Raw genomic sequence first — 11,971 nt, forward strand, 5'->3', positions numbered from 1 at the left:
GCTGGCTAGGCTGGACGCATGAAGATCGCCCGGTTCAGCCATGACGACGCCATCCTCTTCGGGATCGTCGACGACAAAGACCTCGTCGTCCTCGAGGGCGACCCGCTGTTCGCGGGGTACGAGACGACGGGCGCGCGTGTGCCGATCGCGGATGCCGTGATCCTCGCGCCGGTGATCCCGCGGTCGAAGATCGTGTGCGTCGGCAAGAACTACCACGACCATGCTGTCGAGATGGGTGGCGAGGCTCCTGAGGAGCCCCTGCTGTTCCTCAAGCCGAACACCTCGGTGATCGGCCCCGGCGATGCGATCATCCGCCCCGCGATCTCCGAGCAGACCGAGTACGAGGGAGAACTCGCGGTCGTGATCGGCCGTGTCGCGAAGAACGTCGCTGCCGCGGACGCGCTCGATCACGTTCTCGGCTACACGATCGCCAACGATGTCACGGCCCGCGATCTGCAGCGCAAGGACGGGCAGTGGACCCGCGCGAAGGGCTTCGACACCTTCTGCCCGCTCGGTCCGACGATCAACACCGATTTCGACCCCGCCACGGCGACCATCGAGACGCGTGTGAACGGCGAGGTCCGTCAGAGCGCACCGCTCACGGACATGATCCACTCGGTCGCCGCGATCATCGAGCACGCCTCTGCCGTGTTCACGCTGCTGCCCGGCGATGTGATCCTCACCGGGACGCCCGCCGGAGTCGGCGCCTTCTCGGCGGGCGACACCGTCGAGGTCGAGATCACCGGTCTCGGCATCCTGCGCAACAGTGTGCGCGACGCGCCGCGCGCGCCATGAGCGTCGTCGCCCTGTCGGCGGAGCAGCTCTCGAGGGTGCAGCGCCGGACGGTGCTGACGCTGTCGCTCGGACAGGTGTTGGGCGGCATCGCGTTCGGCGCGACCGTCTCTCTCGGCGCGCTCCTCGCGGCGGACATCTCGGGCAACGACGCGCTGTCGGGACTCGCCACGGCCTCCGTGACGCTCGGCGCCGCTCTCTGCGCGATCCCGCTCGCGCGTCTCGCCGCGCGCCTCGGTCGACGGCGCGCCCTGACGCTCGGCAACCTGTTCGCGCTCGTGGGCATCGCGGTCGTGATCCTCGCGGCCTCGCTGCGGGTGTTCCCGCTGCTGCTCGTCGGCATCCTCATGATCGGCGCGGGCAACGCCGGCAACCTGCAGTCGCGGTTCGCCGCGACGGATCTCGCAGCGCCGGCGCACCGCGGCCGGGATCTCTCGATCGTCGTGTGGGCGACCACGATCGGCGGCGTCGCGGGCCCGCTGCTGCTCGGGCCCGGCGAGGTCGTCGGCGAGATGATCGGGATGCCGCCGCAGACCGGTTCGTACGCGTTCTCGTTCGTCGCGCAGTGCGCCGCGCTCGTCCTGTACCTGGTCGCGCTGCGCCCTGACCCGCTGCTCACGGCCCAGCGCCTGGCGACGGCGACCGAGGCGGCGACCGGTGCCGTATTCGCCGATCGTCCGCGCGTCGCGCGGTACGCGATCTTCGCGATCGCGGGATCCCACGTCGTGATGGCCTCGGTCATGGCCATGACCCCGGTGCATCTGTCGCACATGGCGCACGGCGCGCACGGCATGGCGCCGACGCCGGCCGACGTCTCGGCGCTCGTCGGCATCACGATCGCGCTGCATGTCGGCGGCATGTACGCGCTCTCGCCAGTGTTCGGCATCCTGGCCGACCGCTGGGGACGCCTGAGGGTCGTGCTCCTGGGACAGGTGCTCCTCGGCGGCGCGCTGGCCTTCGCGGTGTTCGCGAACGATCGCGAGTGGGGCGTCATGGTCGCGCTGATCCTGCTCGGTCTCGGCTGGAGCGCGGCGACGGTCGCGGGCGCCGCGCTGCTGACCGAGTCGAGCGCTCCCGAGCTGCGCACCCGTCGCCAGGGGCGCAGCGACTCCCTGATGAGTCTCTCCGCCGCGGCGGGCGCCGTGCTCGCCGGCGTCGTTCTGGCCAACTTCCAGTACGCGGGGCTCGGCATCGCGGCCTCGGTCATCGTGCTGGTCATCGTGGTGCTGTCGCCTCTGGCGGTGCATCGCGCGCCAGGTGAGGTCGCGAACCCGTGACGGCATGAAGTCCTGGACCGACACCGGAGACGCGTACGCAGTGTCGTACGCGTCCCTCTGTCTCGGCACGGCGTCGGCCCTGCTCTTCGGGATCGGGCCGGGCGCCGGGCGGAGCGTCCTCGACGTCGGATCGGGGACGGCCGATCTGCTCGCCGAGTTCGAGACGGCGGGCTGGGCGGTCACGGGCTGCGAACCGGAGAGCTCCATGCGCGCGGTCGCGGTGCGCGCGCATCCGGATATCGTGTGCATCGACGGGGCCCTTCCCGACCTGCCGTTCGCGCGGGCATCGTTCGATGCGGTGACGGCGAACTTCGTGCTGAACCACGTCACGGATCCGAGGGCGTCGGCGCGCGAGCTCGCGCGGGTTGCCCGCACGCGGGTGGCCGCCACGATCTGGGTGCAGTCGCCGTCCTGGTTCTGGCGCGACGTCTGCGACCGCGCGGGGCTCACCCCTGTCGAGGGGGAGCGGCTGCCGTCCGAGCGCGACTTCGACCGCACCGCCGCAGGATTCTCGGCGATGCTGAGTGATGCGGGCTGGCACGACGTCGAGGTGCGCGAGCAGACCTGGATCTGGCGCCCGGATCCCGCTGCGCTCTGGGCGTCTGCCGAGGGTGGCGTGGCGAGTGCCGGTCTGTTCCACCGGGGACTCGACGAGGCCGGGAGGGCGGCCTTCCGTCGGGAGGTTCGAGGCCGTGTGCGGGGAGCGCGTCGTCGACGGCGCGCTGGCGCTCGAGCACACGGCGGCGATCGCGGTGGGCGCTCCGCGCTGAGCCGTAGAATCGTAGGGCTATGGCTACTCCGCATCCCCTCACCACGACCGCTGCCGGCGCCGACGTCCGCGTCCGCTTCTGCCCTTCGCCGACCGGCCTGCCGCACGTCGGCATGGTCCGCACCGCACTGTTCAACTGGGCCTACGCTCGCCACAACGGCGGGAAGATGGTGTTCCGCATCGAGGACACCGATGCCGCCCGTGACAGCGAGGAGAGCTTCCGCCAGCTCGTCGACGCGCTGACCTGGCTCAAGATCGACTGGGACGAGGGCGTCGAGGTCGGCGGTCCGCACGCGCCGTACCGTCAGTCGGAGCGCCACGACATCTACCGCGGCGTGATCGACAAGCTCCTCACCACGGGCGCTCTGTACGAGAGCTACTCGACCGCCGAGGAGATCGACGCGCGCAACGAGGCTGCAGGGCGCGCGAAGCAGCTCGGCTACGACAACTTCGACCGTGACCTCACCGACGAGCAGAAGGCCACCTTCCGTGCCGAGGGCCGTCAGCCCGCGCTGCGTCTGCGCGTGCCGGATGAGGACGTCACCTACGTCGACCTCATCCGCGGCGAGGTCACGTTCCCGGCCGGCTCGTTCCCCGACTTCGTGGTCGTCCGCCCAAACGGCATCCCGCTGTACACGTTCGTGAACCCTGTGGACGACGCGCTCATGGGCATCACGCACGTGCTGCGCGGCGAAGACCTCATGCCCTCGACCGCCCGTCAGCTGGCGCTGTACGCGGCCCTGATCGACGCGGGCGTCACGACGTTCGTGCCGCGCTTCGCGCACATGCCGCTCGTGCTGGGTGAGACCGGCACCAAGAAGCTCTCCAAGCGCGACCCGCAGGCCGATCTCTTCCTGCACCGCGAGCGCGGGTTCATCCACGAGGGCCTCCTGAACTACCTGGCGCTGCTGGGCTGGTCGATCGGCCCCGACCGCGACGTGTTCTCGCTCGAGGAGTTCATCGCGGCGTTCGACATCACGAACGTCAACCCGAACCCGGCGCGCTTCGATCAGAAGAAGGCCGAGTCGATCAACGGCGACCACATCAGGATGCTGGGGGAGAAGGACTTCGCCGAGCGGACGATCCCGTACCTCGCCGCTGCGGGCCTGTTCGACGAGCCCACGCACGAGCAGCTCGTGCTGGCCTTCCGTGCCGCGCCTCTCGTGCAGGAGCGCGTGCAGCTGCTCGGCGACGTCCCCGGCATGCTGGGCTTCCTCTTCGTCGACGAGGTCTCGTACGACGCCGACGCGCTCAAGGGGCTGCCCGCGAACGCGGCAGAGGTGCTCGACGCGTGCGTCGCCGCGATCGAGCCGATCGAGGAGTTCACGCCGGAGAAGATCCAGGATGCTCTCGCGACCGCGCTCGTGGAGAACCTCGAACTCAAGCCGCGCGTCGCCTACGGCCCGCCCCGCGTGGCGATCACCGGACGTCGTGTCTCGCCGCCGCTGTTCGAGTCGATGGAGCTGATCGGCAAAGACGAGTCGCTGCGTCGGCTGCGCGGTCTGTCGTCGTTCCTCGCGCAGTGATGGCGCGCCCGGGCGGCGACCCGCGGCCGGACGTTTTGGTATTCCGGTCGCCGCTCGGGTAGGCTTGACTCTCGGTGCGAGGCCCAGGTTTCGCCCTTGGGGTATGGTGTAATTGGCAACACGGCTGATTCTGGTTCAGTTGTTCTTGGTTCGAGTCCAGGTACCCCAGCTCGATGAAAACCCCCGCTCAGGCGGGGGTTTCGTCGTTTCCGGGCGGGTGGCTACTCGCACTCTCCGATGAACCCGAGATAGCAGGTCGCCTCGTGCGTCTCGGCGGGCCGGTAGTCGTCGTTCGACACCTGCCGCACGTCGGTCTCCGGGGTGCGCGTGAGGTTGCCGTAGGTACCGAGCGTGGCGACGTACGAGCCGGGGGTGTCCTGCGCCTGCATCTCGAGGATCGCTCCGTTGTAGTCGTCGCAGAGGATCGTGGCGTTCTCGGTGAGCTCGACGCCGACGCACGCCGCGTTGTAGTTCGCGACCAGCAGGTTGGTGCAGTCCGTCCAATCCTGATCGACGAAGCACGGATTCACGGCATCCATCGTGACGTCGAAGCGCCCTGTCTCGTAGGTCTCGCTGTGGAACGTCTCGGGCTGCTCGGGCACGTCGACCTTGGTCCAGGTGCGTGCGGTCGCGAACGTGGTCACGACCACGATCGCGACGATCAAGAGGAGCGCTCCGAGGATCGACAGCGTCACCCAGAGGCCGACGTTCCTCCGCGGCGGTGCCGCGAGGCCGGGCGCGCCTGCGATCTGCGCGGCACCCGGGTAGCCGAATCCGGCGTGCCCGGCATCGGGGTACGCGGCCGTCGCGGCGTACGCGGGGTCGTTGTATCCGGTGCCGGCGTAGGGAAGCGTCGCCTGCGCGTCGGCCGGGACCGGAGCGGTCTGCGGTGACGGCGACGGGTGCGGTGCGGTGTACTGCGGAGGCGGCGCGGCGGAGAAGCCCGCTGGTCCCGTCGGCGGTTCCGCATCGAATGGCGGTGCGACCGGGGGCGTCGCCGGCTGCAGCGAGAGCCAGTAGTCGTACCAGCTCCTCGTGGATGCCGGGTCGGCGGCGACCTGCTCGGCCTCGATGTCGCTGAGAGGCAGCGACAGACCCGCGCGCAGATCCGGTCTCGCGAGGGCCGACTGGAACTGCTCGAGCGACATCGTCATACACATGAGGATGGCAGACCCCGGTGTACACGGACAATCCGGCTGGTGACGAACGGAGAGCGCTCCTAGCAGACGACATCGTGGCGACGCCATGCCCTTCACCCGGACGCGGCCCCGACGGCATCCTCGTGGTGTGGTGAACGAGGGTGAGATGTGGCGCGCATGGCACTGAGACGAGTGGTCCCGGGGGAGGAGCCGGGCATCCGGCGGCGACGCTCCGGGTCGGGGTTCCGGTATCTCGACGCGGCCGGCGAGCGGGTGTCGGAGGCCGATCGCGAACGCATCGCCGATCTCGTGATCCCGCCGCGGTGGACCGACGTCTGGATCGCGGCGGATCCGCTCGCGCACATCCAGGCGGTCGGTACCGACGACGCCGGACGCCGCCAGTATCTGTACCACCCGCTGTGGCGGACGGGCCGGGATCAGCGCAAGTTCGCCAGGGCCCTGCGCCTCGCCGCCGCCCTCCCGTCTGCGCGCCGGCGGGTGACCACGGCGATCGGGGAGCCTGGGCTCTCCCGCGACCGCGCCCTCGCCGTCGCCTTCCGGCTGCTCGACGACGGGGCGCTGCGCATCGGTTCCGAACGGTATCTCGTCAAGCACGGCAGTCGTGGGCTCAGCACTTTGCGGCGTCGGGATGTGCGGATCGACGGCAGCACCGTGCACTTGAACTTCCCCGCCAAGAGCAAGCAGCTCGCGTCGATCGAGATCACCGACGACGCGCTGGCGGAGGCGCTCACCGAGTTCTCCGTCGGCTCGCCGCGCGCGACGCTGCTCGCGTACCGCAAGGGCCGACGGCGTGTGCGACTCTCGTCGGCGGAGATCAACGACTATCTGCGCGAGGTCGCGGGAGGGAAGTTCACGGCGAAGGACTTCCGCACCCTGCACGGCACGATCCTCGCGGCCGATGCTCTCGCCCGCATCGGAACCCTGGAAAGCCGATCGGAGCGCAAGAAGGCGGAGCGCCTCGCCGTGCAGGCCACCGCGTCGGCGCTCGGCAACACGATCGCGGTGGCGCGGGGGAGGTACATCGATCCGCGCGTCTTCCGACAGTACGCGCGCGGGCGCACCCTCGACCTCACGGTATCGCCGGAGTCGGCGATCCGGAGGCTGCTCGGACGCTGATGCGCGCTGACGTCGGCAGCACGGATGACAGGATGGACGCATGGACACAGCCAATCTCTCCCGTGAGGAGACGGCCGCGCGATCCGCATCCGTCACCGTGCACCGTGCCCGCGTCGAGCTCGATCTGACCGGAGCCCCCGAACGGGCGCGGCCGGGGTTCTCCACGGTCACCACTCTCGACTTCGCCGCGACGACCGACGAGACGTGGATCGACTTCATCGGCCTCTCCGTCGACGCGGTGGTCCTCAACGGCGCGGAGCAGGCGATCGACTGGGACGGCGCGCGGATCAGGCTGCGTGGCCTCTCGTCCGAGAACACGGTGCGCATCGAGGCCGTGGGCGCATACAGCCGGTCGGGCGAGGGCATGCACCGCTTCCACGACCCCGCCGACGACCTCACCTACCTGTACACGCAGTACGAGCCGGCCGACTCCCGCAGGGTGATGGCGTGCTTCGAGCAGCCCGACATGAAGGCAGAGTACGTCTTCGTGGTCGACGCTCCGGCCGGCTGGGAGGTGCTGTCGAATCAGGCGTCCGCGTCGATCGACGAAGGGCTGGGCGTGCAGCGCGTGGAGTTCGCCCCGACTCTGCCGATCTCCAGCTACATCACCGCGGTCGCGGCCGGGCCGTATGCACGCGTCGAGGGCGAGTGGTCCCGCGACGATCAGCGCATCGCGCTCGGCGTTCTCGCGCGGCGCTCCCTCGCGCAGCATCTCGAGGCCGACGAGATCCTCGAGGTCACCCGGCAGGGTTTCGATTTCTTCACGGACGCCTTCGCCTACCCGTATCCGTGGGGCAAGTACGACCAGATCTTCGTGCCCGAGTACAACCTGGGTGCGATGGAGAACCCCGGTCTCGTCACCTTCACCGAGGCGTACCTGTCACGGGGTGCAGCGACCGATGCGCAGCGTGCCGCTCGAGCGAACACGGTCCTGCACGAGATGGCCCACATGTGGTTCGGCGATCTCGTCACGATGAAGTGGTGGGACGACCTGTGGCTCAAGGAGTCGTTCGCCGACTACATGGGTGCGCACGCCTCTGCCGCCGCGACGCGCTTCCACGACGCCTGGGTCACCTTCGCTGCGCGCCGCAAGGCCTGGGCGTACCAGCAGGATCAGCTGCCCACCACGCATCCGATCGTCGCCGACATCACCGATCTCGAAGCCGCCAAGCTGAACTTCGACGGGATCACCTACGCCAAGGGCGCATCGGTGCTCAAGCAGCTCGTGGCGTTCGTCGGCGACGAGGCCTTCTTCGAGGGAGCGCGCCGGTACTTCGCCGCCAACGCTTTCGGCAACACGACGCTCGACGACTTCCTGGTGCAGTTGAGCGCGGTCTCGGGGCGCGACATGACGGAGTGGTCGCGCGCCTGGCTGCAGACCTCCGGCCTGTCGACTCTCGAGCTCGAGAGGGATGCCGATCGGGCTGCCGTGCTCGTGCAGCACGACCCTCGTCCGCATCGACTGCGCATCGGACTCTACGACCTGGTCGACGGGCGCATCGTGCGCCGTGACCAGGTCGCCCTCGACATCGCGGACGAGCGCACCGCACTGGACCTTCCCGACGCCGACCTCGTGCTGCTGAACGACGATGACCTGACGTATGCCAAGGCACGTCTCGACGAGCGTTCACTTGTGACCGTCGAGGACTCCCTCTCGTCGATCGAGGATCCGCTCGCGAGGGCGCTCGTCTGGTCATCGCTGTGGAACGCCACGCGAGACGGTGAGCTCGCTGCGAGCCGCTACACCGCGATCGCCCGGCGCCATGCTCCCCGCGAGTCGAACATCGGGCTGCTCGCGGGCGTGATCGCCAACGCGGCGTTCGCGATCCATCATTACGTGGCCGAAGCGAGGCGGTCTGAGGAGCAGCGGCTCTGGGCCGAGACCTCCTGGGAGGCGTTGCAGGGCGCCGAGGCGGGGAGCGACGCGCAGCTCTCGTGGGCGCGGTCGCTCGCCGCGGCATCCGCGTTCGACGACGTGCACCACGAGGAGGTGCAGACCCTCCTCGACGGGCACGCACCCGACGGCTTGACGGTCGACCCCGACCTGCGTTGGCAGCTGCTGACCGCTCTCGTGGCGACCGCTCATGCGGGGGTCGCGGAGATCGAGGCGGAGAGCGTGCGCGACGACACCGGGACCGGGCGCACGGCCGCTCGACGCGCGCGCGCCTCACGGCCGGATGCGTCTGTGCGCGCGGCGGCCTGGGATGCCGCCTGGAACGACGACACGCTCAGCAACGACCACCTCGATGCGGAGATCGCCGGGTTCCGGGCCGGTGGTCGGCGCGATCTCGTCGAGTCATTCGACGACGAGTACTTCTCGCGGATCGCGGACGCCTGGAGCACCCGCAGCATCGAACTGGCCCAGCGTCTCGTCGTGGGACTATTCCCGGCGACGTCGATCCTCGACCTGGTCGATGCGTGGCTCGTCGCGCACGGCACGGCGCCGGCCGCGCTGCGCCGGATCGTGTCGGAGCAGCGCGACCACCTGGCGCGCGACCTCCGCGTGCGGGCCGCTCAGGAGGCGCTCACCGCTCGGTGAGCGTCGACGCGGTCAGGCGTCAGAGGTCGAGCGACTCGCCGGGCTCGAGCACGAAGAACTCCCCGCCGTCCTGCTCGGTCGCCCACTGCAGGCGCTGGCGGTGCATGGTCTTGCCCGCGACCGACAGCGTCATGTCGTGCGTGCCGAACGAGCGCCGCGGCTTCACGGCCAGTACGTAGTCCATCGCCTCGCCGATCTTGAGCCACGGCGCGCCCAGGGGAGCGGCGAGCGTCTGCACGTCGACGCCGTCCGGCACGGCATAGGAGTCTCCCGGGTAATAGAACTCGTCGTCCACGAGCACGCCGACGTTGTCGACGACCGGGAGGGACGAGTGGATGACTTCGTGCGTGCCGCCGAAGAACCGCAGGGTGAAGCTCCCTGCGGTGACCGTGTCTCCCGGTGCGACGGTGGTGATCTCGTACCCCTCCGCTGCGCGCGCGACCCCGGCCGGGGCGAAGATCGGCGTTCCGGGCACCGCGCGGAGGATCCGATCAAGGTGCTCGGGCGTCCAATGGTCGGGATGCTCGTGCGTGATGACGAGGGCCACGAGCCCGCGAAGGTCATCGATCGGCGACGTGAACGACCCCGGATCGATGACGAGCACCTCATCTCCCTTGTCGATGCGGAGAGCGGCATGTTCGAATTTGGTGACGCGCATGAGAAGAGTCAACTCCTCTCGACGGCCGCTGGCAAACGGTCGAACGGCGCGCCACGCCCGGGATCCGGGGTGCTCCCGCCTCGATTTGGCGGCATGAGAATCGTCATGGCATACTTGAACAGTTGTCGCGGGACGGAAACGCTCCGCAAGACTGGCCCCATCGTATAGCGGCCTAGTACGCCGCCCTCTCACGGCGGTAACGCGGGTTCGAATCCCGCTGGGGTCACACAACACACGAAAGCCCTCGGTTCTCCGAGGGCTTTCGTCGTCTCCGGACGACATCGCGTCAGGCTGAGGATGACGCCTCACGGAGCGTCATGCGCCGGAACGTCGGGCTGCTCAGCGGCAGCACCATGATCGCCATCATCGCTCCGCCGAACACCGCGAACGGGATGCCCACCGCGGTCGCGGAGGCGAGAGCTCCGAACGCAGCCATCGCGAGGGGCATCAGACAGTCGTCGCCGAGGCGGGTGAGTGCGCTCATGCGTCCGAGATACGCGGTGTCCACCGTCGCGGCGAACGTCGCGCTGAGCAGCACGGAGGCGTACCCGGCCGTGACGCCGATGACGAACGCCGCCGCGCCGACGCCCCAGACCGAGCCGAAGCCGAGCGCGATGATCGCCGCTCCCTGCACGACGAGCGCCCAGAACCCGGCGTACGCCTCTCGTCGCGGGCGCCAGCGCAGCACGCTCGCGGCGCCGGCGGCCGCGCCGAGCCCCAGCAGCGCCTCGAACAGCCCGACCGCCGGTGCGCCCCACCCCTGGTCGTGGGCGCGCAGCGCCAGGCCTATCCCGATCGCAGGCCCCACGGCGAGGTTCAGGCCCGAGAGGGCGATCACGAGAGTGCGGGTGGTCGGGTGCACGCGCAGGTGGCCGAACCCGCGAGCGATCGCGCGCAGAGACGGTTCGCGATCGGCGCGGGCCAGTCGGAAGCGAGGGCGCAGCCAGGCCGCGATGAAAGCGACGACGAGAGCGAAGGTCAGTGCGTTGACGCTCGCGCTCCCGGCGAGGCCCGACCACGCGACGAGGACGCCGCCGACCGCCGCGCCGGCGATGGTGCCGAGTCTCGTCGCGGTCTGCGACATGGCGCTGTAGGACGGGAGGTCCTCCGGACGCACGAGCTGACGGGCGATCGTGCCCGCGGAGGGCTCGTAGAACGCGTCGCACACACCGAACGCGATCGCGGCGGTCAGCAGCAGGGCGACGCTCGGCGGCTCGGCCAGAACCCAGAGCGCGACGCTCACGAGCACCACGACGCGGATCGCGTTGAAGAGCATCATGACCCGACGGGCATCCGCGCGATCCGCGAGTACACCGCCGAACAGCAGGATCACCGCGCGCGGCACCGTGCCTGCTGCGACGATGAGCCCGGCGACGGCGGGAGAGGTGTTCTGCACGGCCGTCCAGGCGAGCGCGATCGTCCACACCGCGTCTCCGGCGTCGGAGAGCGCCTTGACGAGGATCCAGGCGTGCACACGGCGGTCCCGACGGAACGGAGGGGGAACCGTGAGCTGTTCCGGAGCGACGGTCGACATCACGGCACCGTCGGGAACGCGTGGGCGAAGAAGAAGATCGGGGTGCGCTCCTGTCCGTCGTCGAGATCGACCGACGCCTGCCACTCGTTCAGCGTCGTGAGCAGACGGGCGGTGAGGTCACGCAGCTCGTCGGGGGAGGCCCAGGCGGTCGTCTCCGTGTTCGACGCGTCGTAGGCGGCGAACGCCGGATCCTCGTGGCGGCGCTGCCAGCGCTGCAGGCGTTCGATCTGCATCCGGATGCTCTGGCGCTGCGCCTCTCGGGCGAGCAGGGCGTCGGCGGGCGAGTCGGCGAAGTCCCCTGCCGACCAGGTGAGTCCGCGGCGCGCGAGTCGCCACCAGCTGGTGCGCCGGTCGCCCTGCGGGTCCTCGACCCGCTCCACGAGGCCGGCGCGCTCCAGCATCCGGAGGTGATGGCTGATGCTGCCGACCTGGCTCTGCAACTCCCGCGCGAGGGTCGTGACCTGCGAGGCGCCGTAGAGGAGCAGGTAGTCGTACATGCGTCGCCGCAGCGGGTGGTGCACGGCGGTGATGACGGAGATGTCTTCCATGCACGCCACCGTACGGCCGACGCGGCAAGACGACAAGACTTCTTGTATACCC

The 11,971-nt window shown here is 69.7% G+C and carries 9 protein-coding genes, 2 tRNA genes and 1 pseudogene; 8 read left to right on the forward strand and 4 right to left on the reverse strand.

Going from position 1 to position 11,971, the window contains the following annotated elements; genetic code table 11:
• Window positions 1-18: 18 nt before the first annotated feature.
• The 5 genes and pseudogenes from ACIPYT_RS11760 to ACIPYT_RS11780 all read left to right on the forward strand — a co-directional run bounded on the left by ACIPYT_RS11760 (window position 19) and on the right by ACIPYT_RS11780 (window position 4,533).
• A complete protein-coding gene (locus ACIPYT_RS11760; protein ID WP_401074055.1) occupies window positions 19-795 on the forward strand; it encodes a fumarylacetoacetate hydrolase family protein in 777 nt (258 codons plus the stop codon).
• Window positions 792-2,069, forward strand: a complete 1,278-nt coding sequence (locus tag ACIPYT_RS11765; protein WP_401074058.1) for an MFS transporter — start codon at window positions 792-794, stop codon at window positions 2,067-2,069. The genes ACIPYT_RS11760 and ACIPYT_RS11765 overlap by 4 nt, the downstream gene beginning before the upstream one ends.
• Before the next feature lie 4 nt (window positions 2,070-2,073).
• Window positions 2,074-2,433: pseudogene (locus tag ACIPYT_RS11770) on the forward strand (class I SAM-dependent methyltransferase); the annotation flags it as partial.
• 425 nt (window positions 2,434-2,858) lie between these two features.
• A complete protein-coding gene (gene gltX / locus ACIPYT_RS11775) occupies window positions 2,859-4,364 on the forward strand; it encodes a glutamate--tRNA ligase (protein WP_401074060.1) in 1,506 nt (501 codons plus the stop codon).
• 97 nt (window positions 4,365-4,461) lie between these two features.
• A tRNA-Gln gene (locus ACIPYT_RS11780) sits at window positions 4,462-4,533 on the forward strand.
• A gap of 52 nt (window positions 4,534-4,585) precedes the next feature.
• Here the strand turns inward: ACIPYT_RS11780 and ACIPYT_RS11785 are convergent.
• Window positions 4,586-5,518, reverse strand: a complete 933-nt coding sequence (locus ACIPYT_RS11785) for a hypothetical protein (RefSeq protein WP_401074064.1) — start codon at window positions 5,516-5,518, stop codon at window positions 4,586-4,588.
• Between the two features lie 162 nt (window positions 5,519-5,680).
• On the opposite strand from ACIPYT_RS11785, the gene ACIPYT_RS11790 reads away from it, so the two are divergent.
• Together ACIPYT_RS11790 and pepN are read left to right on the forward strand one after the other, a co-directional pair.
• Window positions 5,681-6,640 carry a DNA topoisomerase IB gene (locus ACIPYT_RS11790; protein WP_401074067.1) on the forward strand — a complete coding sequence of 320 codons (960 nt, stop codon included), beginning with the start codon at window positions 5,681-5,683 and terminating at the stop codon, window positions 6,638-6,640.
• Window positions 6,641-6,680: 40 nt separating this feature from the next.
• Window positions 6,681-9,179 carry an aminopeptidase N gene (gene pepN / locus ACIPYT_RS11795; protein ID WP_401074069.1) on the forward strand — a complete coding sequence of 833 codons (2,499 nt, stop codon included), beginning with the start codon at window positions 6,681-6,683 and terminating at the stop codon, window positions 9,177-9,179.
• 19 nt (window positions 9,180-9,198) lie between these two features.
• Here pepN and ACIPYT_RS11800 read toward each other — a convergent pair whose 3' ends face one another.
• The gene (locus ACIPYT_RS11800) at window positions 9,199-9,837 is read right to left on the reverse strand and encodes an MBL fold metallo-hydrolase (RefSeq protein ID WP_401074071.1); all 639 of its coding nucleotides are present in this window, start codon (window positions 9,835-9,837) and stop codon (window positions 9,199-9,201) included.
• A 153-nt stretch (window positions 9,838-9,990) separates the two neighbouring features.
• Between ACIPYT_RS11800 and ACIPYT_RS11805 the strand changes: the two genes are divergently transcribed.
• Window positions 9,991-10,063 (forward strand) — tRNA-Glu (locus ACIPYT_RS11805).
• A 60-nt stretch (window positions 10,064-10,123) separates the two neighbouring features.
• Here the strand turns inward: ACIPYT_RS11805 and ACIPYT_RS11810 are convergent.
• A complete protein-coding gene (locus ACIPYT_RS11810; RefSeq protein ID WP_401074074.1) occupies window positions 10,124-11,371 on the reverse strand; it encodes an MFS transporter in 1,248 nt (415 codons plus the stop codon).
• Window positions 11,371-11,919, reverse strand: a complete 549-nt coding sequence (locus tag ACIPYT_RS11815) for an ArsR/SmtB family transcription factor (protein ID WP_401074076.1) — start codon at window positions 11,917-11,919, stop codon at window positions 11,371-11,373. Before ACIPYT_RS11815 ends, ACIPYT_RS11810 begins: the two co-directional genes overlap by 1 nt.
• Window positions 11,920-11,971 lie beyond the last annotated feature (52 nt).

The sequence above is a fragment of the Microbacterium sp. NPDC089695 genome, assembly GCF_044749085.1.
Taxonomy (GTDB): domain Bacteria; phylum Actinomycetota; class Actinomycetes; order Actinomycetales; family Microbacteriaceae; genus Microbacterium.

Excerpts from the sequence above, each read along its gene's own strand:
- ACIPYT_RS11815 (WP_401074076.1), bottom strand. The coding sequence starts at position 11,919 with ATGGAAGACATCTCCGTCATCACCGCCGTGCACCACCCGCTGCGGCGA.
- pepN (WP_401074069.1), top strand. The coding sequence starts at position 6,681 with ATGGACACAGCCAATCTCTCCCGTGAGGAGACGGCCGCGCGATCCGCA.
- ACIPYT_RS11765 (WP_401074058.1), top strand. The coding sequence starts at position 792 with ATGAGCGTCGTCGCCCTGTCGGCGGAGCAGCTCTCGAGGGTGCAGCGC.
- ACIPYT_RS11790 (WP_401074067.1), top strand. The coding sequence starts at position 5,681 with ATGGCACTGAGACGAGTGGTCCCGGGGGAGGAGCCGGGCATCCGGCGG.
- ACIPYT_RS11810 (WP_401074074.1), bottom strand. The coding sequence starts at position 11,371 with ATGTCGACCGTCGCTCCGGAACAGCTCACGGTTCCCCCTCCGTTCCGT.
- ACIPYT_RS11785 (WP_401074064.1), bottom strand. The coding sequence starts at position 5,518 with ATGACGATGTCGCTCGAGCAGTTCCAGTCGGCCCTCGCGAGACCGGAT.
- ACIPYT_RS11760 (WP_401074055.1), top strand. The coding sequence starts at position 19 with ATGAAGATCGCCCGGTTCAGCCATGACGACGCCATCCTCTTCGGGATC.
- gltX (WP_401074060.1), top strand. The coding sequence starts at position 2,859 with ATGGCTACTCCGCATCCCCTCACCACGACCGCTGCCGGCGCCGACGTC.
- ACIPYT_RS11800 (WP_401074071.1), bottom strand. The coding sequence starts at position 9,837 with ATGCGCGTCACCAAATTCGAACATGCCGCTCTCCGCATCGACAAGGGA.